This window comes from Paraburkholderia ginsengiterrae (assembly GCF_001645125.1).
In the GTDB taxonomy this organism is placed as follows: domain Bacteria; phylum Pseudomonadota; class Gammaproteobacteria; order Burkholderiales; family Burkholderiaceae; genus Paraburkholderia; species Paraburkholderia ginsengiterrae.
Genome location: NZ_LXKA01000320.1, coordinates 16246 through 37980 on the forward strand (window position 1 = coordinate 16246; position 21735 = coordinate 37980).

At 61.2% G+C, this 21735-nt stretch carries 20 protein-coding genes and 1 pseudogene; 12 read left to right on the forward strand and 9 right to left on the reverse strand.

Going from position 1 to position 21735, the window contains the following annotated elements; translation table 11 throughout:
• Positions 1–254 precede the first annotated feature (254 nt).
• Both A6V37_RS21735 and mug read left to right on the forward strand, forming a co-directional pair.
• Positions 255–1235 carry a GlxA family transcriptional regulator gene (locus A6V37_RS21735; protein ID WP_064265469.1) on the forward strand — a complete coding sequence of 327 codons (981 nt, stop codon included), beginning with the start codon at positions 255–257 and terminating at the stop codon, positions 1233–1235.
• Positions 1232–1777, forward strand: coding sequence for a G/U mismatch-specific DNA glycosylase (mug, locus tag A6V37_RS21740; RefSeq protein ID WP_064265468.1), 546 nt, complete (start codon positions 1232–1234; stop codon positions 1775–1777). Before A6V37_RS21735 ends, mug begins: the two co-directional genes overlap by 4 nt.
• Here the strand turns inward: mug and A6V37_RS21745 are convergent.
• Entirely contained in the window at positions 1738–2670 is a 933-nt protein-coding gene (locus A6V37_RS21745) for a LysR family transcriptional regulator (protein WP_064265467.1), read from the reverse strand. The two genes, mug and A6V37_RS21745, sit on opposite strands and share 40 nt — an antisense overlap.
• 296 nt (positions 2671–2966) lie before the next feature.
• Here A6V37_RS21745 and A6V37_RS21750 point away from each other — a divergent pair.
• The 4 genes and pseudogenes from A6V37_RS21750 (at position 2967) to A6V37_RS21765 (ending at position 7986) form a co-directional block, all read left to right on the forward strand.
• Positions 2967–3641, forward strand: a pseudogene (locus A6V37_RS21750) (antibiotic biosynthesis monooxygenase family protein).
• 108 nt (positions 3642–3749) lie between these two features.
• Positions 3750–5369 carry an MFS transporter gene (locus tag A6V37_RS21755; RefSeq protein WP_064265466.1) on the forward strand — a complete coding sequence of 540 codons (1620 nt, stop codon included), beginning with the start codon at positions 3750–3752 and terminating at the stop codon, positions 5367–5369.
• Between the two features lie 2 nt (positions 5370–5371).
• On the forward strand, positions 5372–6448 hold the full coding sequence (locus A6V37_RS21760) for an HlyD family secretion protein (protein WP_064286338.1): 1077 nt from the start codon (positions 5372–5374) through the stop codon (positions 6446–6448).
• Entirely contained in the window at positions 6445–7986 is a 1542-nt protein-coding gene (locus tag A6V37_RS21765; RefSeq protein ID WP_064265464.1) for an efflux transporter outer membrane subunit, read from the forward strand. The genes A6V37_RS21760 and A6V37_RS21765 overlap by 4 nt, the downstream gene beginning before the upstream one ends.
• Before the next feature lie 8 nt (positions 7987–7994).
• On the opposite strand, the gene A6V37_RS39390 is transcribed toward A6V37_RS21765, so the two are convergent.
• The 3 genes from A6V37_RS39390 to A6V37_RS21775 all read right to left on the reverse strand — a co-directional run bounded on the left by A6V37_RS39390 (position 7995) and on the right by A6V37_RS21775 (position 9566).
• Positions 7995–8159 (reverse strand): VOC family protein, encoded by a 165-nt coding sequence (locus A6V37_RS39390; RefSeq protein WP_423213092.1) that lies wholly within the window; start codon positions 8157–8159, stop codon positions 7995–7997.
• Positions 8160–8341: 182 nt separating this feature from the next.
• Positions 8342–9034 carry an SDR family NAD(P)-dependent oxidoreductase gene (locus A6V37_RS21770; RefSeq protein ID WP_064265463.1) on the reverse strand — a complete coding sequence of 231 codons (693 nt, stop codon included), beginning with the start codon at positions 9032–9034 and terminating at the stop codon, positions 8342–8344.
• Between the two features lie 121 nt (positions 9035–9155).
• Complete coding sequence (locus A6V37_RS21775) at positions 9156–9566, reverse strand: winged helix-turn-helix transcriptional regulator (RefSeq protein ID WP_082902567.1); 411 nt, start codon at positions 9564–9566, stop codon at positions 9156–9158.
• 109 nt (positions 9567–9675) lie between these two features.
• Here A6V37_RS21775 and A6V37_RS21780 point away from each other — a divergent pair, with 109 nt between their 5' ends.
• The gene (locus A6V37_RS21780) at positions 9676–10446 is read left to right on the forward strand and encodes an SDR family oxidoreductase (RefSeq protein ID WP_064265462.1); all 771 of its coding nucleotides are present in this window, start codon (positions 9676–9678) and stop codon (positions 10444–10446) included.
• Between the two features lie 4 nt (positions 10447–10450).
• Here the strand turns inward: A6V37_RS21780 and A6V37_RS42510 are convergent, their stop codons facing one another.
• Positions 10451–11062, reverse strand: a complete 612-nt coding sequence (locus A6V37_RS42510) for a winged helix-turn-helix transcriptional regulator (RefSeq protein WP_064265461.1) — start codon at positions 11060–11062, stop codon at positions 10451–10453.
• 150 nt (positions 11063–11212) lie between these two features.
• Between A6V37_RS42510 and A6V37_RS21790 the strand changes: the two genes are divergently transcribed.
• A complete protein-coding gene (locus A6V37_RS21790) occupies positions 11213–11854 on the forward strand; it encodes a cysteine hydrolase family protein (RefSeq protein WP_064265460.1) in 642 nt (213 codons plus the stop codon).
• A gap of 178 nt (positions 11855–12032) precedes the next feature.
• On the forward strand, positions 12033–13649 hold the full coding sequence (locus A6V37_RS21795) for an MFS transporter (RefSeq protein WP_064265459.1): 1617 nt from the start codon (positions 12033–12035) through the stop codon (positions 13647–13649).
• Between the two features lie 48 nt (positions 13650–13697).
• Here A6V37_RS21795 and A6V37_RS21800 read toward each other — a convergent pair whose 3' ends face one another.
• Positions 13698–14888 carry a M20 aminoacylase family protein gene (locus A6V37_RS21800; protein WP_064265458.1) on the reverse strand — a complete coding sequence of 397 codons (1191 nt, stop codon included), beginning with the start codon at positions 14886–14888 and terminating at the stop codon, positions 13698–13700.
• A 25-nt stretch (positions 14889–14913) separates the two neighbouring features.
• Complete coding sequence (locus A6V37_RS21805) at positions 14914–16293, reverse strand: YfcC family protein (protein WP_100249329.1); 1380 nt, start codon at positions 16291–16293, stop codon at positions 14914–14916.
• Positions 16294–16510: 217 nt separating this feature from the next.
• Between A6V37_RS21805 and A6V37_RS21810 the strand changes: the two genes are divergently transcribed.
• Positions 16511–17431, forward strand: coding sequence for a LysR family transcriptional regulator (locus tag A6V37_RS21810; RefSeq protein ID WP_064265456.1), 921 nt, complete (start codon positions 16511–16513; stop codon positions 17429–17431).
• A 17-nt stretch (positions 17432–17448) separates the two neighbouring features.
• On the opposite strand, the gene A6V37_RS21815 is transcribed toward A6V37_RS21810, so the two are convergent.
• The gene (locus tag A6V37_RS21815; RefSeq protein WP_064265455.1) at positions 17449–18699 is read right to left on the reverse strand and encodes a serine hydrolase domain-containing protein; all 1251 of its coding nucleotides are present in this window, start codon (positions 18697–18699) and stop codon (positions 17449–17451) included.
• A gap of 53 nt (positions 18700–18752) precedes the next feature.
• On the reverse strand, positions 18753–19322 hold the full coding sequence (locus A6V37_RS40895) for a hypothetical protein (RefSeq protein WP_131799797.1): 570 nt from the start codon (positions 19320–19322) through the stop codon (positions 18753–18755).
• Between the two features lie 331 nt (positions 19323–19653).
• On the opposite strand from A6V37_RS40895, the gene A6V37_RS21825 reads away from it, so the two are divergent.
• Positions 19654–20148 (forward strand): DUF305 domain-containing protein, encoded by a 495-nt coding sequence (locus A6V37_RS21825; RefSeq protein WP_064265451.1) that lies wholly within the window; start codon positions 19654–19656, stop codon positions 20146–20148.
• Positions 20145–21626, forward strand: a complete 1482-nt coding sequence (locus A6V37_RS21830; protein WP_064265449.1) for a YncE family protein — start codon at positions 20145–20147, stop codon at positions 21624–21626. The genes A6V37_RS21825 and A6V37_RS21830 overlap by 4 nt, the downstream gene beginning before the upstream one ends.
• Positions 21627–21735 lie beyond the last annotated feature (109 nt).

Here is a 21735-nt window from a genome sequence, read left to right on the forward strand (position 1 = left end):
CCGGGCCAATCAAGGTGAGTTTTGGGCCAACAGCGCGGCGGTGTCGATCTTCGTTGGGCGAAGCCCGAGTCCGATCCCATTGTCTGGCCGCAAAAGACTCTTACCGGTTGCAGCCTCCCTGTTTCCGGGCCACTACAGTAAGCTGGGCCGTCGCTCGTCAGCACCGGTCGATCGGCTTTGTCAGGCGGCTCAGCCAAAGCCAGGCAAAACGCCGGTATCGCAAACAAGCCCATTTACTCCGCGAAGGTCACGGTATGAAAGTCGCCATTGTCATATTCGATGGTGTGCAGGCACTCGATGTTGCAGGCCCCCTCGACGTGTTCGCGGAAGCCAACACAATTCTTTCCGATCAGCAGAAATATGAAGTGTCGCTCGTTGGCCCCCGCGCGGGCACCGTGACCTGCTCGAACGGGATGGGGTTGAACGTGCCGTTCGGTTTTGCCGATCTCGACACGCAATGGGACCTGCTGCTGGTCGCCGGCGGGCCGCAACTACCCGACGCTCAACTATCCGGCGACTTTCTGGCGTGGCTGCAAGATCAGGCACGAAACGCAACGCGGTTTGGCTCCGTTTGCAATGGGGCGTTTGTGCTTGCCCACGCGGGTCTGCTCGACGGCAAGGAAGTGACGACGCACTGGGCGGACGCGGGGCGCCTCGCCCAGGAATTCCCGCAGGCGAGCGTGCAGCCCGACAAGATCTTCGTTCGCGATGGACGCCTGTTTACCTCGGCGGGCGTGACCGCCGGCATCGACCTGTGCCTGTCGCTCGTCGCCGAAGACTGGGGACACGAGTTGGCGGTGCGTGTCGCAAAACGTCTTGTCGTCTATATCCAGCGGGAAGGCGGCCAGTCTCAGTACAGCCCGTATATGGGAACCGGAAGAGACGAAGATCCAATTATCGGCAAAGTGCACCGCTACGTGACTGAGCACATTACCGATGCGCTCTCGATCGAACAGCTTGCGGGCGCGGTGGCCGTGAGCCGGCGGACGTTCTCGAGAGTCTTCGCGAAGCACGCAAAGGTGACGCCGTCCGCGTTTGTCGAGCAGGTGCGGGTCGACACGGCGAGAAAATTGCTCGAAGACAGCGACGCACCGCTGAAGACCGTGGCCTTCAAATGCGGCTTTCGCAGCGCCACGCATATGCGCACCACTTTCTCGCGGCGGCTGGAAGTCACGCCGAAACAGTATCGGCAACGATTCCGTGGTGAGGCAGGCACGCAGGCTTCCTTGCAATGACAGGATCATTCGTGACTGACGGTGACTCCGTTCAATCTCTACCTGACGTTCTTGAGCCCGGCTTGTCGCTTATCTTTTGCGGCATCAATCCGGGCATCCGTGCGGCGGCCACGGGGCATCACTTTGAAGGCAGAGGCAATCGCTTCTGGCGCGTGTTGCATCTTGCCGGCTTTACGCCCGAACAGATTCGCCCCGAAGACGACCGCACGCTCCTTCGATATGGCTGTGGTCTAACTACAGTTGTCCCACGGCCAACGGCGCAGGCCGCCGAATTGTCGCGCCTGGAAATCGAGCTGGCCGGAGAGGCTTTCCGGCGCAAGATCGAGCGGTACGCGCCGCGCGACATCGCCTTCCTTGGAAAGATGGCGCTCTCGGCAATTTCCGGCACGCGCAGTATCGAGTGGGGTCTGCAAACAGAGCGATTCGGCGGCGCACGCGCGTGGGTCTTGCCGAATCCAAGCGGACTCAACCGGGCGTTCAATCTCGATGCGCTGGTGGACGCCTACCGGGAGGTTCGCGTTGCTGTAGCGTCCACGCCTTGAAGGTGCGCGTTGTTGCGTAGCGTCTCGGTAACGAAGTCGACGAAAGCGCGAATCTTGCCGCTCGTGCTTCGCCGCTCAACATGAAGCAGGCTCACCGGAATCGACTCCGGCTCGAATGCGGTCAGGACAGCCTGGAGCCTGCCCTCGATCAACTCGGGAGCGGCCTGGTACGACAGAAACTGGGTTATCCCCACACCGTCGACCGCAGCAAGAATGGCAGCGGGCCCCAGGTCGACGATCATCCGCGGCTGAAGTCTGACGGGCAACCTCGCACCGTTCTCGTTGAACACCCACTCAAGCGGCGGTGAAACGCCCGTGAAGGACACACACTGGTGCTGCGTCAGATCTCTGGGGTGAAGCGGCTCCCCATGCGCGGCAAGATAAGAAGGCGCCGCGTAGGTTCGACGCCGCACAAATCCCAACGGAACGGCGAATGTCGAGGAGTCGCCGAGGTGACCGATACGGATGGCAATATCCACCCCCTCCTCGAGGAGCCGCGCGGTTCGATCGGCGTACACGGCGTTGAGGCTCACGTCGGGATAACGCAGCGCGAAGGCGTTGACCAGAGGGGCAATATATCGCTGGCCAAACAGAACCGGTGCCGAAACAGTCAACGTACCCACGGGGTTCAGCTGATCTGCAGCGATGTTTGCTTCTGCATCCGTAATGGTGTCCAACACCTTCCTGCAGGCTTCGAGGTATGCCGTACCTGCATCCGTCGGACGAATCGTTCGCGTTGTCCGGGCAAGCAGCGGTGTGCCGAGGCGCGATTCGAGCGAATTGACCGCCCGCGAAACCGCGGCCGTCGACATGGCGAGCTTGTCGGACGCCCCGGTAAAGCTCCCTCGGTCGACCACAGCGACGAACACTTCCATCTCACGCAGTTTGTCCATGTCTCTTCTCGTCCTGATCACCGTGTTCGCACGTCGTGATTCTATGCGTGGTAAGCCGCATGGCGACGCTTCGCGTTATTGCGTGGCTAAAACAAGAATTTGAATGTCCCATGCCGAATAAACCGCCTCGCCACTTGAAGAAGACTCTTTCCGGTAGTGATGGTTATCGGGGACATCCATCGCACGTTGGCAAAAATCGCTCATTCATTGGCCCAATACCTACCTAGGTGGTTTCCGAAGCGTTGAGCCAATCCTCGACAATGGCTTCACCCGCCAACCTGATCAAGGAGCCGTTCGTGTTTTCCGCAATGCTTGAAGTCAACCCCATTCCCGAACAGTTCAACGCCTATCTCGGCATGGCTTAGATGCTGCGCCCCGAACTCGAAAAGATCGACGGATTTATCGACAACACCTGCTTTGCAAGTCTCACACGCGAGGGCTGGCTCCTTTCGCTCTCAAGCTGGCGCGACGAGAAGTCGCTCATTCGTTGGCGCACCACGACAGTGCACCACAAGATACAGCAAGCGGCGCGGGATCGGGTGTTTGCCGACGATCGCCTTCGCATTGGCCAGGTGGTCGGCGACAACCGGTTGTCCGCGGGACAGGTCTTGCGCGAACAGCGCATGGATGTCACCGAGGTAGGTCATGGCAAAGCGGTGACGTTGCTCGACGCGACATGCTCGCCGGAGTGGATCAAACAGACTGGCGCAGAGGGTGTGGCGAAGTCAATTGGTCTGGATACAAGTGCCCCCGGCCTCGTTTCCTGAGACGTCTTCAGCGCGTTGTTGTCACCAGGCGACGTGATCGTAGTGGCGACGTGGCGCGACCATGCGGCGGCTGAAGCGTTCGAACGCGCCGCGGCGCCGGTGGATAGCTCACGCCTGCGGAATATCCGCATCATCCGGGAATATGGCATGTTCGATCGCCGGGAAGCGCCACAGTACTTTGAAGAGGTTCAGCGCAAGCCTTGAACCGGTCCGCAAGACGTAATCGATGTTGAAGGATCTGTGATATTTGCAAACGCCATCCATCACAGCTACTTAGGCATGCTACTCATTATGAGCAGAGAAGGAACCCCAATGTCCACAGGCAACACTTTAGCACCCGTGCGGGAAGCTCCGAGCGCCGCACAGCCGCCGGCACCGGTGTCCGTGCCTGTGGCAGGAGCGGCCGGACAGCCCGCGCTTTCGTTTCGTCTAACGATTGGCCTCGTCGGAATGCTGTTCGCGTCTCTGCTGGCAATTCTCAACGAACAGGTCACGGCCTTGTCGATGACGGATATTCAGGGCGCGCTCTCCATTGGGCATGACGACGGCACCTGGCTGACCGCGCTATTCGAAGCGGCCAATGTCGCGACAATGGTCTTTGCGCCATGGTTCGGCATCACCTTCACGCTCAAACGATTCACGATCGGCGCCGTGATCGCCACGATGCTCCTCGGCTTGCTTTGCCCCTTCGCGCCGAACCTGCTGACGCTCTACGTGTTGCGCGTCCTGCAAGGCATGGCCGGCGGATGCCTTCCGCCCATGTTGATCATCGTGGCGCTGCGCTATCTTCCGCCCAAAGTGAAGTTATACGGACTCGCCGGGTACGCGCTCACGGCGACTTTCGGGCCGGCGCTCGGCACACCGCTCGCGGCGTTGTGGACCGAGTATGTCGGTTGGCAAATGGTCTTCTGGCAAATCGTGCCGCTTGGCATCGTGTGCTGCGTGGCGATCCAAAAAGGGTTGCCGCCAGACCCGCTCAAACTCGAACGGCTCGGAGCGTTCAACTGGACCGGGTTTCTGACGGGATTTCCCGCCGTCGCCATGCTCGTGATCGGCTTTCTGCAAGGTGATCGGCTCGACTGGCTCGATTCCGGGTTCATTCGCACGATGTTCATTGGCGGTGCGTTGCTGTTCGCGACATTCCTCGTCAACGAGTGGTTTCATCCGCTTCCGTTTTTCAAGCTGCAGATGCTGTCGCGCAGAAACTTCCTGCACGGACTGACGACCCTCGTGGGCGCGGTCATTCTGCTGGTGAGCGTGGCTGCGATACCCGGCCAATATCTCGCCAAGGTTCACGCGTACAGGCCACTGCAAACCGCGCCCCTGTCGCTGCTGGTTGCGATCCCGCTGCTGATCGCCCTTCCTCTGACGGCTGCCGTCCTGAATCTGCGGCGGGTCGACCACCGGTGGGTCATGGCCATCGGATTGTGCCTGATGGCCGCCACCTGCCTGATGGGCAGCTTCATCACGTCCGAGTGGATTCGAAACAATTTCTACTGGCTTCAATCCATTCAGATCGTTGCGCAACCGATGGTGATCCTGGCAATCCTGATGGGCGTGACCACAGGCTTGCCGCCAACGGACGGTCCGTTCGCCTCTGCCATGTTCAACTCGATCAAGACGTTTTCCGCAGCTGTGGCGACGGGTCTGATCGAAGGGTTGGGCACCGGTCGCGAACGCCTTCATTCGAACATGCTCGTGGACCATTTGGGCAACCACGCGCTTATGACGAGCCAAAGCATCGACGCGGTTCACGGGCTCGGTGAGCTTGCCCACCGGATCCACGAACAGGCTGTCGTACTGACCTCGGCGGATCTCTACCGCGTGATGGCCGGTGTTGCCATTGCCCTTCTTTTCCTCGTGCCGGTGTTGCCCGTGCGTATTTATCCACCGTGGTGCGCTACACCTCATCTTCCCACCAAGGGACGGTAATCATGTCTTCCGCTGCTCGCTCTCCCCTCAAAATCACTCGTGTTGCCGCTCTGGTTGTCGCAGCCGGCGTCGGTGCGTGGGCTTGCACAAGCCTCTCAGGCAACCCGAACACCGAATCCACCAACGACGCTTACGTCGAGGTCGATTTCACCCTCGTGGCGCCGCGTGTCGCCGGGCAGATATCCGAGGTGTTCGTCAAGGACAACGAATCGGTGAAAGCCGGCCAATTGCTGGTACGGATTGACAATCGCGACTTCAGGGCTGCATTGATGAGCGCCGAAGCGGACGTTGCCGCCGCCAGGGCCTCCGTCGCCAACTACGACGCGGAGATCGCGCGGCAGCCCTCGCTCGTCGATCAGGCCCGCGCGACGCTCAAATCCGACGATGCGTCGATCGGCTTTGCGCGCGCCAACGCCGCGCGCTACCAGGATCTCTCGCAAGCCGGCGCCGGAACGGCCCAGGAGCAACAGCATGCGTCGAGCACGCTCGCGGAGCAACTCGCGCAGCAGGCCCACGACCAGGCTGCGCTGGCTTCGACTGCGCAGAACCTGGACGTCCTGCGGACCCAGCGCGACAAGGCGGCCGGCGCGCTCGCGCGTGCCGAGGCGGCGCTCGAACAGGCGCGGCTCAACCTGTCCTATACGGAGATTCACGCACCGGTCGACGGCAAGGTTGGGCGGCGTTCAGCGCGGGTGGGCGCATTCGTGACGCCGGGAGCCCCCGTTCTCGCGATCGTGCCGCTTTCCGAAGCCTATGTCGTCGCCAACTTCCAGGAAAACCAGGTTACCCGGATGCGGCCTGGCGAGAGCGTGCGGATCAAGGTCGACAGCCTTCCCGGCGTGGTGATTCACGGCCGCGTGGATAGCCTCGCGCCCGCGACCGGGGTGAGCTTTGCGCCAATCGCACCCGACAATGCGACGGGCAACTTCACGAAAGTGGTCCAACGCGTCCCCGTCAAGATCGCAATCGACCCCGGTCAGGAGGCGGCGTCCGAGTTGAGCGTGGGGCTGTCTGTCGAAACGGAAGTGGCCGTCGCTCAGCATCGCGATGCGCTGGCCAGGCAGGGAGACACACAGTGAACGCGAACACCCTTTCCTTCCGCGCGATCGTCCTGGAGATATTGGCTTGCCTGGTGATCGCAGGCTGCACCGTCGGCCCGAATTTTGAACGTCCAACAACGTCCCCGCCGGCGCAGGTGTTTGATCGCACCCAATCCGCGCAAGCATCCAGCAAGCCCGTTGAGGCTGATTTCAGTCCGCAATGGTGGACACTGTTCAACGATCCCACGCTGAACGCGCTCGAACAGCAACTGGCCGATGCGAACCTCGATGTGGCCGCGGCGTCGGCGCGCCTTCGGCAAAGCCGGGCCGAACAGCGCGTGGCGGGTGCGGCTGAAATGCCCACGTTGGACGGCGCTGCGTCGTACGACCGCGAGCGAGGAAGTCCGAACGGCATACTGTCTCTGCTCGGCGTCACCCCGACCGGCACCCAGTCGCAATCCGCTTCGGGCAATACGCCGCTTGGCGTGGCGCCGTTGCCCGGTTCCAAAGGTTCACCGGCTTACAACCTCTATCAAATGGGTTTCGATGCCTCCTGGGAGCTCGATATCTGGGGGCGCAATCGCCGCGGCATCGAGGCTGCGTCAGCCCTGGCGGATGCCTCTTTCGAGGACCGAAACGCCGTGCTGCTGTCGGCCCGCGCCGAACTCGCTCGCGACTATATCGAGTTGCGCGACACACAGTCATTGCTGAGCATTGCCAGGCAAAATCTCGAGATTGCCCGCGATACCGCGAAGCTCACGCAGGTCCGGGTACGTGACGGCGTGACAACGGATCTGGACATAGCCAATGCGTCCGCGCAGGTGGAGTCGATCGAAAGTCTGATTCCGACGCTCGAATCGCGAAGCGAAACTACGATCAACGCGATTGGTGTCCTGCTTGCCAGGGAGCCGGGTGCACTGAAGCAAACACTAGGCGAGCCGCATGACGTGCCCGAGCTGCCTGAACAGGTACCTATTGGCTTTCCGTCGGAACTGGTGCAACGCAGGCCCGACATACGGAAGGCGGAAGCGGACCTGCATGCGGCGACGGCTTCGATCGGCATGGCAAAAGCTGACTTTTATCCGCGCATCTCGCTCAATGGCAGCGCGGGCTTCCAGAGTCTTCAGCTTTCGAGTCTCGCCAACTGGGCGTCGGGACAGTTCGTAGTTGGCCCCTCCATCACCATGCCGATCTTCGAAGGTGGGCGCCTCAAGGGGACACTGCAATTGCGCGAGGCGCAGCAGCAGGAAGCCGCGCTCGTCTACAAACGCACCGTGCTCGAGGCATGGCGCGAGGTGGATGATTCGCTCGTGGTCTACGATGCCGAGCAGCGGCGCCGCGATCGGCTGACCGCCGTGGTTGCGCTGAACCAGCGGGCACTTTCGGTAGCGCAGCAGCGCTACAAGGCCGGGGCGCTTGACTATCTGGATGTGCTGAATGTGCAGAAGCAATTACTGGAGGCGCAGAGCAATCTCGAGCAAAGCAAGGGGACCGCTGACGCGAATCTCATCACTCTCTGCAAGGCACTCGGCGGCGGCTGGGAATCGACTTATGGCAATTCATCCGCCTCGCGTTGATGGCACAACTAAGGCGGGCAGATGTCGAGTCGCTCGTCAGCGCTCCGGGTTGCGTAGCCAGGGGACACATGTCCTGTATCGACATGGCTGTCGGGGAAGGTGGCGGCGTAAAACTCCGCCGCCTCGCGCGCTTTGCCTTGATCGAACCACAAGCATGTTACGAACTCAGTCATCGTTATCTCCATTCAGTTACACACGGTGTCAACTGACTTCGAGAGAAGCATCGTCGTGTCCACACGCCATCGACACAGTTGGCATTGACTTTCGAGAATAGTCTGCCTGACGAGTTCGACATGTACGAAAACTCGAAATACAAAACGACGGCTAAGCGGTTGGTGAATCACGGCCCACCGTCTCACCACGGCACCACTCGCCCGAGATAGTCGAGGTAATGCAATCCCGAACGCCCTTCGTAGGCCTCAATTGTGTTCACCAGGTTCGGGATGCTTTCTTCGATACTTAATCGCGCTTCAGGGCCGCCCATGTCCGTCCGCACCCAACCCGGCGCCATCAGCAACAGGGTCCGTGGATCATCGGCGTGGCGGGCCGCGAAACTGCGCATGAACATGTTCAGCGCGGCCTTGCTGCCCCGGTAGACCTCGTAATTTCCATTGGTGTTGTTCGCGACGCTGCCCTGCCCCGACGACATCACACCAATCGTTCCGTTGGGTTGGACGAGATCCTGCAACGTCTCGACGACTCGCATGGGGCTAAGCGAGTTCGTCACCATGACGCGAACGAATTCCTCGGTCGAGACATCCGCGATGGTTTCCCGATCATCGTTCTTGACACCTGCGTTGACGAAAAGCACGTCTATCTGTCGGCCTGCAAGCCGGGCGCGTAGATCCGCGACCTGCTCCGGATGCGTAATGTCGACGGTTTCAACTTCAATGGCTCCTGTGAGGTGACGGAGTTTGTTCGTTGACGTGGCACGCCCGGTGGCGATCACGTACCAGCCGCGCTTGAGGTATTCCTCTGCCATTGCCAGGCCAAGACCACGGGATGCGCCGATAAGAAGGATGGTTTTCTGAGGAGATACAGTTTGCATGTGATCTGCTCCTGTGGACTCACGCTAACGGTCTGTCAGGGAAGGGCTGGCAACAACGGTGTAAATGCTCCATTGATCGAGACCGGTCAAGACAGCCCCTTTACCTGTCCCGATCGCCCCCTCAATCACCCACCTCCCTTTTCTCGCGCAGCGCACGCAATTCCGGCTCATGCTTTTCGGCCCAATGCCAGACGCCGCAAAATGCGGCGCACAGGCTCGTGCCCAGTTCGGTCAACGAATACTCGACGCGCGGCGGAACCTCCGGATAGACCGTTCGCAGCACGAGCCCGTCCGCCTCCATTTCCCGCAATGTTTTGGTCAGCATGCGCTGGCTGATCGAACCCACCAGCTCGCCGACGCGCGTAAAGCGCAACACGCCATTCTGAGCCAGTACCTCGAGCACGCACATCGTCCACTTGTCGGCCACGCGACCGAGCACGTCGAGCACGAGCGCATCCAGCTCCGCAGTGGACGAGCGCCCCAGAGAAGATTTAAACACCACCCGCCGAGGTGCCTGTTTGCCTTTCGCCATTACCTGTTCCCATTAGTTACCAGTGTGTTCGTACTGCACAAATCAGTGCCTACTTCCTGATTGAGAGTAATTGGCATACGCTAGCACAACCTCAATCAGGAGCACAGTCATGCAGACTAGCGGAAACACCATTCTGATCACCGGCGGCGGCTCAGGCATCGGGCGCGCGCTGGCGGAAGCATTTCATCGTCGCGATAACCGGGTCATCGTTGCAGGGCGTCGCGCGTCCGCACTGGAAGACGTCGCACGCGCAAATCCGGGCATCGAGACTGTCGTGCTGGACGTCTCGGACCCGCAAGACATCGCGCGTGTCGCGGCAAAGATCGCTGCCGAGTATCCGACGTTGAACGCGCTGATCAACAACGCCGGCATCATGCAACCCGAAGACTGGCGCACGAACGACATCAACGTCAGCATCGCCGAGGCGACAATCGCCACGAATCTGCTCGCGCCGATTCGTCTCACGGCCGCGCTGTTGCCGGTGCTGCGCAAGCAAGCCAGGTCGACCGTGCTGACCGTTTCGTCGGGACTGGCATTCCTGCCACTCGCGCTCACACCTACGTACAGCGCCACCAAGGCGGCTATTCATTCGTTCAGCGAATCTTTGCGCTATCAGTTCGCGGGCACGGGCGTGGACGTCGTCGAGATCGTCCCGCCGTATGTTCAGACGGAACTGATGGGCGAACAGCAGGCAAGCGATGCCAATGCGATGCCGCTCGCGGAGTTCATCGACGAAGTGATGTCGATTCTGGACACCCAGCCGGACGTTCGCGAAGTGCTCGTCAAACGCGTGCTTCCGCTGCGCTTTGCCGCTGAGCAGGGCTACGACGGTTATTCAAAGCAGTTCACGGGTCTGAACGACCATTTCGCCGGCAAGTAACAAGTCAGTCCTTCACGGATGCGGCATGGCGCTTTCGCGGAGCGCCCTTTTTGCTTGCCGTTTTCGACGAGGCCGCTGCACGTTTTTTTTGCGGCACGCGGTTGGCAACCTGAACGCGCCGCCCTGCCGCGAAAGCGTCCGCGCGCGCGGCGCGTTCGGCAGCCCATGCCGCATTGACCCGGGTTTCGACCTGACTGAAGTTGAATGGCAGATCCGCTTCCTCGGGCTGCCAATCGCTACCGATGATCGCGCCGGTTCGGCGATGCTTCATCGTCACGGCGCCTTCGGCCTGCGGATCCAGCCCGCAGTGCCGCATGCCCCACAAACGCAGGGTCAGCATCATTCCGTCAAGCTCACGCGTCTTGTCCGTGACGCAGTACGCGTAACGCTTGGGCCGCTCCTGATAAAGCCGGCGCTCGATGAGCCCGTTGTCCTCCATGGTTTTGAGGCGCTGGGTAAGCAAGTTGGGCGACATGCCGGTCTGTGCATGAATGCCGTCAAAGCGGTCATTGCCCATTCTCAGCTCGCGCAGAATCAGGATCGTCCAGCGGTCCGCAATGATTGCAGCCGCGCGAGCGAGGGGACAAAGCGTCTCGCCGGTCGTTTGTTGTTTCATATCGCTCTCTCACAGAGCCCTGCATTGTGAACCTGTCCGCGCTGCAATCCAAGATCGGCACCGGTCGGAGATCGCTGGTTTTGTTCTTTACAAACCTGGTGACTTCAAATATTGTAGCAACAAGATCAACGAACCGGAGGAGCATTGGATATGGCAAATCAGTCGAGGTCCGGGCTGACCTATGAGTCCGAGCTGACGGGACTGTTGATCGTCGATCCCTATAACGACTTCCTGTCGGAGGGCGGCAAGCTCTACGAAGCCAGCCGCTCGACGCTTGAAGCGAACCACGTCGTCGAGCATATGCGACAGGTTCTCGCCACGGCTCGTGCGGCCGGCGTGCAGGTTTTCATCGCCCCTCACCATCGTTGGCGTGAATGTGATCTGCACAGTCATTGGAAGACGATACCGCCCATCGGGGCCGCTGCTGCCAAGGGGCGCGTTTTCGCCGACGGAACGTGGGGCGGAAGTTTTCACCCCGATTTCGAGCCGCGTCCCGGCGAAGTCGTCGCGCAGGAACACTGGCTCTCGAGCGGATTCGCCAACACGGATCTCGACTTCCAACTGAAGAAGCACGGCGTGCGCAAGATCATCGTGATCGGCATGCGCGCCAACACGTGCATCGAGTCCACCGTACGCTTTGCCGCCGAGCTGGGCTACGAAGTCACGCTGGTGAAAGACGCTATCGGCAGCTTCGGTCACGCCGAGATGGACGCTTCGCTGCAGTTCAACATGCCGGCCTACGCGAACGCCATTGTCTCGACCGGCGAGATCGTCGCGGCGCTATCGGCCTGACAATCCGGAGATTGCCAGATGGCCGATGAGGTCATCGCTCACTCGACGGCCGAAGGCGATCTTCACGCCTCACTCGCGCCCATCAACCTGTAACACGTTGGAAATCCGTGCAGCGGACTTTGGCGGCACGCGTGAGTTAAGATTGGTGCCTGCCAGATCGATCAGGACGGGAGCGAAGGTGGCCGGCCAGGATCTTCTCGATAGTCGTCGAAGCACCGCGCACGTCGTCGCCGCGCAGGCGGCTCCTTGCGACGAACTGGTCATCAGCACGCAACCCACCGCGGTCGACCGGCCATGCCGGCGCAAGCGGCTCGCACTGGCCGCGACGATCCTCGGCTCGAGCATGGCGTTTATCGACGGCTCGGTCGTCAATGTCGCGCTGCCGTCCATTCAGAGCAAGCTCGGCGCGAGCGTCGCGGCAATGCAATGGGTCGTCAACGCATACCTGCTTTTTCTGGGGTCGCTGGTGCTGGTTGGCGGGTCGATGGGCGACAAGCTGGGCCGGCGCACGGTGTTTATCGCGGGCATCGGCCTCTTCACGCTGGCGTCCGTCGCATGTGGATTTGCGCCGCATGCGGGTTCGCTTATCGCCGCGCGTGCCGTTCAGGGCATCGGTGCGGCGCTGCTTGTCCCGAGCAGCCTCGCCATCATCGGCGCTGTATTCGAAGGGGAAGCACGCGCACGGGCAATCGGCACGTGGACGGCGGCCGCCGCGATTACGTCCGCGGCGGGGCCGGTGGCAGGCGGCTGGCTCGTCGACGCGTTTTCCTGGCGCGCGATCTTCTTCCTCAACGTGCCGCTTGCCGCGGTGACAATCGCCCTCGCCGTGTCGTCGGTGCCCAACAGCCACAAACTGGATGCACCGCAACAGCTGGACTGGTTCGGCGCGGTGACCGCGGCGGCGGGACTGGCCGCCCTCACCTACGGGCTGACGGCCGCGTCGGCGCGCGGGTTCGGTCATCCGCTCGTACTGGGTGCGATCGGCACCGGGGTGCTGGTGCTGGCCGCGTTCGTGATGATCGAAGCAAACAGCCGCAATCCGATGGTGCCTCTCGACGTGTTCCATTCACGCGAATTCACCGGCGCCAATTTCGTCACGTTGCTGCTCTACTTCGCCCTCGGCGGTACGTTCTTCTTCCTGCCGTTCACGCTGATCCGTGCGCATGGCTACACCGCGACCGAAGCAGGCGCCGCGCTGTTGCCGGTGCCGGTCATCATCGGCGTGCTGTCGCGCTTCACGGGTGGCTTGACGAGCCGTTATGGTTCGCGCGCGTTGCTGACCGTGGGACCGGGTGTCGCCGGAATCGGGTTCGCGATGCTGGCGCTGCCGTTCGTGCGCGGCGACTATTGGGCCGGCTTCCTGCCTGCCCTCACCGTGCTCGGGCTCGGCATGACAATCACCGTCGCGCCATTGACCACAACCGTCATGGGCTCGGTGCCAGGCGAGCGCGCCGGCGTCGCTTCCGGCATCAACAATTCTGTTGCACGCGTGGCGAGCCTGCTTGCCATTGCCGTGCTCGGCATCGTGTTCGTGTGGGCGCACCACGCATCACTGGCGATGGGGCTCGATCAGCTTCACGTGCCGCAGGCGGCGCGTCAGACAGGACAGTTACTCGAACCTGACAAGCCAACCGACGCGGCATCGGGCGGCGTCCACACACTGACTCGAACACCCGTGGCTCGCGCAGAAGCCGACGCCATTACCGACGCGCTGCGCGCCGTTGCACTCGTGTCCGCCGTGTGCGCGTTCGCCGGGGCGGGCCTTGCGGCGGCGACCATTCGTCGCGCTAAGTGAGGTTCTCCGGCAGCGCACGAGATGATCAGATCGTTCGCCATCGACCGCTCACTGGATCGGCAGATAGCGTTCCACCAGTCTGGCCCAAAATGCGGAGCCGACGACCAGGTTCTCATCGTTGAAGTCGTAGGTCGCGCTGTGCAGGGTGTTCCCACCGTCGACCGGGCCATTCCCGATCCTCAGGAATGCTCCGGGGCAAGCCTGCAGCATGTACGCAAAGTCCTCGCTGCCCATCAACGGGTCCATCTGCTCCGTCACCCGCTCGTCGCCAACCAGTTCCTTCGCGACCTGAATCGCAAGTTCGGTTTCGGCATCGGTGTTCGTCACCACCGGATAGCCCTCCACATAGTCGATGACTGCGCTGAGCCCATAGCTGTCCGCCTGAGCGCGCACGAGCTTCGTGATCCGCTCTTTCAGCAACTGGCGCACTTGCGCGTCGAATGATCGAACGCTGATGCTCAACTCGACTTCGCCAGGAATCACGTTGGGGGCCGAGCCACCGGCAAGCTTTCCGACCGTGATCACCGCGGATTGAGTCGGATCGACATTGCGGGACACAATGGTCTGCAGGGCCATGACAATGCTGCTTGCCGCGACGATCGGATCGTTTGCCAGATGAGGGCGGGCTGCGTGCCCGCCCTTGCCCACGATCTTCACGTATACGCGGTCGCCCGCAGCCATGAAGTGCCCTTTGCGGAACATGAACGTGCCCGCCGGCGCGCCCGGATGGTTGTGCATGGCGAACACCGCGTTGCAGGGAAACCGCGTGAAGAGCCCTTGCTCCACCATTCTCTTGGCTCCACTGTCATAGCCTCGCTCCTCCGCCGGCTGGAAAATCAGATGCACGGTGCCATCGAATCGCCGGCATTGCGCTAGGTGGCGAGCCGCGCCGAGCAGCATGGCGGTATGTCCGTCGTGGCCGCACGCATGCATCCGGCCCGGATGGAGACTCTTGTGGCTGAACGTGTTGAGTTCATTGATCGGCAGTCCGTCCATATCGGCGCGGATCCCGATGCTGCGCTCGCTCGCGCCCAATCGCAGTGTGCCGGCCACGCCGGTGCCGGCAATGCCGGTCTCGACCGAATAACCGTATTCCTTCAAACGGCTCGCGACGATCCCCGCGGTCTGCACCTCGTCGAACGCCAGTTCCGGACAGCCATGCAGTGTGTAGCGGAGCCTGCGCATATCGTCGGCGAACGGCTTCAGGGCAGAGACGGAACTGAGGTCGGGTAATAACATGATCGATCCAGGAAAAAGCGACTAACTAGAACGGGCCCCAATGAATGGCGATGCCCGTTGCAATAGCGACGAGGCAGATGACGAACCAGGCGATCAGCAGAGGCGCGACGAACCGCACCCACTTGAGGTAAGGAATGCCAGCCGTAGCCAACACAGCCATCAGGACGCCGGAAGTCGGGTTGAAGCAGTTGATGAAGCCTTCGCCAAGCAGCACCGCCTGTACCGTGACCTGCCGGGTCAGGTGCAGCGTGTCGCCAAGGGGCGCGAAGATGGGGATGAGCACAGCTGATTCGCCCGAGCCGGACGAGATGCCGACGTGAATCAGCGCGGCGCTCAGAAACATGGAGATCGCGGCGGCCGTGGAGTCAAGCGGTGCAAGCAAGCCGGCGAGCATGTCGACGATCGTGTCCAGGATCTTTCCGTTGCTGAGAACGATCGAGATGGCCCGCGCCAACCCCACTATAAGCGCACCCTTGATGAGGCCGCTGCAGCCCTGAAGAAACGTATCCGCAATCCTGCTCGCCCGAATTCCACTCACGATCCCCGAGGCAATCGCCAAGATGACAAACATCGCGATCATTTCCGGCTCGGCCCAGTTGCGCGTCGACGAGCCATAGACAAAGACCGCCAGGCAGACGAGTACGATGCCGACAACCGTGACTTGCCGGCCATCGAGTCCTCGCGCGGACGCCGCCGGTGCTACCGCCTGATGCCCCGGCGCTGACGCGGATGGCGAGCCGCCGCCGATTCGACATACACGGATTCGCGCGGCGAGAAAAACGATCGTGACCACGACGAATGCCACGTAGACGCAGATCCGGAACGCCATGCCGGAAAACATCGGCAGGCCGGCCAGGCGTTGTGACAGTCCGGTCGTCACCGGGTTGAGGATGCCCGTATTGAACCCGGCGTAGGTGCCGAGGTAGATCATGCCCGCGCCCATTTCCTTGCTCAGCCCCATCGACTCGGCAAGCAGCAGCCCGAGCGGGACGAACGCGACGACAGAGTTCGTCACCACGCCCAGTGTGCCAAGCAGCGAAAAGACGACGCAAAGCACAATCACGGTGACGCGCGTGCGCGCCCCTTCTCCATGCGCAACGATCGCGAGCGCGCTGCGCATGGCGCCCGTTGCTTCGAGCACGGCGAGCGCACCGCCGGTGAACAGAATGAGGACGATGATGGGCGCCGATTCGATCATCCCCTTGGCGAGCGCAACGAACATCTCGCCCGGCATCACACCATGCCGCACCACCGGCTTCAGGCTGCCGGGAACGACAAGGCTGACGCCATTGGCGACGGTTCGCGAAAACGCACCCGCCGGTACAACCCATGTCGCTATCGCGGCCAGCATCAACATGACAAAGAGCAGCACATAGGGACTGATCGGCTCCTTTGCGCCGCTCATCCCGGATAACCGGGTTTTGGGCTCCGGACTTTCAACTGCGTGCTTCGCGTCGTTCAATTTGCTCCTCCGTCAATTCGCTCGAGTCTTGAGTCACTCTGGCCGGCTTAGGCATGCCCGCATTCCACTGCAGATCTCTGGGTGCCGAGTATCAGCGAAAGTCCGGACCCTAAGTTGCCATCCAACCTGCGAAAATGTTGCATGCAAAGCAACATTGGAGATGTCATTGGACACATTCGAACGAAGCCTGTCGGAGCGCACGCTGCAATACCTGGTCGCAATCTCGCAGTACGGCGGGATGCGTCCGGCGGCAATTGGCCTGGATGTGAACGTTTCTACGATCAGCCGGCAGGTCGCCCTTGTCGAACGCGAGCTGCGGCTTTCGCTGGTGACACGTCGCGGCCGAAAAATGGAGTTGACCGAAGCAGGTCAGATGGCGGTCGACTACTATCGCGACTGCGAGCGCAATGCCCGCCGGTTTCGCGCCCAGCTCGACGAATACCGCGGCCTGAAACGAGGGCAAGTTACGATTGCCATGGGCGAGGGAATTGTGACGAGTCTGGTCCCGGTGGTGCTTAAACCCTTCCTGGACAAATACCCCGGCATCGTCGTGGAGATGCGCACCGGCTCGCTTCCCCAGCTCCTCTCGATGATCCGCGAGGACGTGGTCGATATCTGCGTATCCATCGGCGCATCGACCGATCCGACGCTCAACGCTCGCCTGTTCCAGAGCGAGCCCTTGTGCGCCATTTTCCCGGTCAAGCATCCCATGGCGTCGCGCAAATCGGTGAAGATGGAAGATCTCGCCAACGAGCGTCTGGTCTTCATGCCGGCGGAGTTCGGGCTGCAGGCCCACGTCAATGCGATCCTGACCGATATCGGACGCACTTACGTGCCGGCATTTCGCTGCGACCGGTTTTCGACGGCCACGGCCATCGCAGCGCAGAACCTCGCCGTCGCATTCATGACGCGCGGCGCGGCCCAGGAGCGGATTGCGTCCGGCCAGGTCACGGCCGTGCCGATCGACCATCCCATCGCACGCACGTTTGACCGCTACGTGATCACGCGGGCCGGGCGGCGGCTCGGTCCGGCCGCCAACTATCTGTTGCGGGAAATTGTCAGGTTGATGTCGACTGTGTAGCGTCGACTGTGTAGCGCTTAAGGCCTGCCCTCGCTCGGCACTTCGGACGCCTTGCTGAGTTCTCCCATCAGGATCCGCGCGATGGCGTTGGCGGGTGGAGTGCCGTCGGGTGCCGAAGCCGTCGTCGCCCACGTGATGATGGTCGTTTTCGTGGCGGGATCGTAGCCCATGAACGTGTTGAAACCAGGTATTTCTCCCGTGTGTCCGTAGAACGTGCCGAATTTGGCGAGACCGAGGCAGTAGCTGGCGGACGCCGGGTCCGACGGTTGGATCGACGTGCAACTGGCGAGCCGTTGCGCCTGCAGATCGGCGTTCAGATAGCCGCCGCCCACCATCCGTTGTACGTATGCAGCCAGCTCCTTCGCGGTCGAGATGCCCGAGCCGGCAGTCCAGGCCCAAGAGGTGTTCACACTGGTTACGTCGGTGGGTTGCAGCGCCCCGCTTTGCGCAGCCGCCTGAAGCTCAGGCGACAGCACGTCACTGTTGGCCGTCTCGACATTGGTGCCCCACTGGTAAGCATGTGGCGATGGCGCGGGCAGCGACGTATCGTCCTGCGGCGGAAGAAACGTATCGGTCAAACCGAGCGGTGCAAAAAGACGCGCCTGCATTGCAGCCGCGGCACTCATTCCCGTTAGCTGCTCGATGATGAGTCCGAGCAACACCGTATTCGTGTTTGAGTAGCGGAAATCCGCACCCGGCGCGAAATACACGGGCTGACCAAATCCGATGCTCAGCAATTCCGCGGTGGTCCACACCTTGTTTGGCTGCGAATCGAGCGTCTGATTGAATGCGAGACTGGTCGAATAGTTGTAGAGGCCGCTGCGCATGGTCAGCAACTGCTCAATGGTGATCAAGTTGCCGTTAGGCACATTAGCAATGTATTTGCTGACAGGGTCGCTCAGGCTCAGCTTTCCTTCCTGCACGAGTTGCAGAATCACCGTGCCAGTCCACGTCTTCGTTATGCTGCCAACGCGAAAGTGAGCCGTCGTCGGTATCGGCGTGTTCGTGCCGCGCACCGCCGATCCGAACGATTCGAGCCAGTCGCCGTTCGGCGATTGCACGTACACGACGGCACCGGTCGTCATGGTGTTTGCAAGCAATGCGTTGATCTGCGGGCGCGCGGCCGTGGCGAATGCCGGCTCGCCAGGTGTTAGCGTGTCGCCGCCGCAAGCAGAAACAGCGAGTCCAAGTCCAGTTGCCAGTGCGATCGCAGAAAGACCGCGAAACAGCGTATTCGCTGCGTGCCTGATAGCGTGAGCGGTTGCCATTGTTTTTCCCTTCCTGAGTAAGCCTGGACCTGGCGGCACCTGCTTCGAAGTGGTCACATGTTCTGATTGGTTAGCGAAATGTCGTATCGGTAATCATGTATTTCGTGTTGACACTGACTCACATCGTCACCTGGCTGAAAGACGGGTATGTGGGTGACCTTGACTTGCCCTTGCGCATTCCTATATTTACCCGTTCCGCCTGTAATCGCAATGTAATTTACAGAGATGCACTGGGGCGGTTGCTGCGTACCTTCTGTATAGAACCCCGCAATCGCGATCGAGTCTGTTCCATTGAACACGAATGTTGCGACGCACTCCTGGTCAAGCAAAGTCATGAGTTCAGTGCAAGCAACTTTGACTTTGCCAACGGAATTTCCGGTAAGCGTCGAGCCTGAAAACAAACTCGATTCCTGGACGTAGCGTGCGCCCGGCGTTCCAATGTCGCTACTGACCGCATCGGTGGCAGGGCCAAGTGAAGCAGGTGAGGCAGGCGGTCCATCAACGACCTGCGTATAGAAAGTGAGCGTGCTTTGCGCATGTGCGCCGCCTGATGTGAAGACGAGCACACCGGCCAAAGCGCCGATAACGCTGACCGTACAACATAGCTTTCGGTTGAGCTTCATTTTGGGCCTCTGTAGTTGACTTGAGCAACCACCCACCAGGACGCGTGCGCAGTCCGCCGTCGGCACTCGGATGGCTATCTGATCTGGCAAGACTATTGGGTATGTATTGCGTCGACCTTTCTTTCTGTGCGGTAGCGCACATATCCGCGCGCCTGATGGGTGACTATCCCGAGACAGCCGGCGGGCATGCCGCATCGCGTCGAATTGTGGTGGGCCTGAGACGCCGCAGCGTCTTCCGGAAAAAAATTCATGGTCCCCGGAATAACTTCGCATGCGGCGGGTTCACCCCAATGAGAAACGTGAACGTGCCAACCACAACAGGAGACTCATCGTGCGCCCCTCCATTCCTCGTACCGCGCGGACGATCCTGAGCGCCATCATCGCCCTTGCGATCACCGCTCTCTACGATTCGCCGGCATTTTCTGCAGGTTTGCAATCCGCAGCCCCCGACGAAGCGCCGTTTCTGGCGGAAAACGACACCGCCATGACAAAGATGATGGACGGCATGTCCGTGAAGCCGACAGGCGACGTCGACCGAGACTTCGTCGCCATGATGGAGCCTCACCATCAAGGCGCCATCGACATGGCGCAGGCTGAACTGCGCTATGGACACAACGAGCAATTACGCCGCATCGCGCAAGAGATCGTGGTCGAACAACAGCAGGAAATCAACGCCATGCGCATCGCGCTCGGGCTGCCGTTGCCGCCTTCGGCGCCTGCACCAGACCAGCAAAAGCCGGCGTCCATGCCGGCCGCCCAGACTCACTCGACATCTCACCAGGGTATGCAAATGAACATGCCGAACCACACGCAGGAGGAGCAATGACGAAACGCACATCCATTCTCACCATCGCCTTGTCGGCGGCCGCGCTGGCCGCCGCGCAGCTCGCCTGGGCAGGACAGGCTCCCGGATCGCTGGCCGATGCCGACATTCCGGTAAGCCACCATGATCGCGTGTACGCCGCCGAGCAGTTTTCGAATACGGTGTCCGTGATCGATCCGGCCGACAACAAGCTGGTCGGCCTGATTCGCCTCGGCGACCCGTCGCCGGGCAATTTCAGTCCGCTGTACAAGGGCCAATTGCTCGTGCACGGCATGGGTTATTCGCCGGATCATCGCACGATAGCGGTCGTCTCCATCGGATCGAACTCGGTTTCATTTATCGATACGCAGACGAACGCCGTCAAGCATGTCACCTACGTCGGCCGCTCGCCTCACGAAGCCTTCTTTACGCCTGATGGTAAAGAAGTCTGGGTGACCGTGCGCGGCGAAAACTACGTCGCGGTACTCGACGGGACGACCTATGAGGAGAAAACACGCATCACTGTCCCGGCCGGCCCCGGCATGCAGATCTTCTCTCCTGACGGGAAGTATGGTTACGTCTGCTCGTCCTTCAACCCGGAGACCGAGGTCGTTTCCGTGGCCGATCACAAGATTGTCGGCACGGTCAAGCAGGCCAGCCCGTTCTGTCCGGACATCGCCGCGACGCCTGACGGCAAGCAGGTCTGGTTCACGCTCAAGGACGTCGGCAAGGTCCAGGTGTTCGATGCGAAGCCGCCATTCGCGCTGATCAAGACGCTCGACACGGGCCCAATTACCAACCACGTGAACATCGTGCACAACGCCAACGGCATGTTCGCCTACGTGACGGTCGGCGGCCTGAATGTCGTCAAGGTGTTCCGCACGGACGACCTCTCGCAGGTCGCGACCATTGCGGTCGGCAACCTGCCGCATGGACTCTGGCCGTCGGGTGATGGCAGCCGCATCTATGTCGGCCTCGAGAATGCGGACGCCATGACCGCAATCGATACACTGACCAACAAGGTCATCGCAACCGTGCCGATCGGGCAGGCGCCGCAAGCGGTCACCTATGTGCCGAACGCGGTGCCGGAAGGTGATGGCACACAGAACCTGCAGACACTCGGTCTGGCCGGCCAGAGCGCCCACATTGCACTGGTGCCGGTGGGATCGGGCGAGTCGGCAGCGGCCGGCAATGCCCCTACGACTGTCGCGCTGTTCGATCAGGGACTCGTGCAAGTCCTCCAGGCCGCCGTGACCGGCCTTCAACCGAAGCAGTCCTATGTTCTTGGTCTCGCCGACAATCCCGACGGCACCGGCAACCTGCAGGTTGTTGCGAACTTCATGACCAATCCGGCGGGCTCGGCAATCGTCAACGCGCTCGGCCAGATTCGTCAACTGGTCACGCCAGGTGCGAGCACCTCCGGTGACAAGCGCCACTACCTCGTGATCGCGCCGCAAGTGGCAGGCAAGCCGGGAGCTCCGGTTCAGGTGCAGTCGCTATAAGCGGGTGTGCGGACGCTCGGATCACTCACCGTGCATTCGAGCGTCGACTAGAAGTCGGTCGGCAGTCATGTGAGCAAGCGACGCGACGACTGAACATGCAGCAAGCATA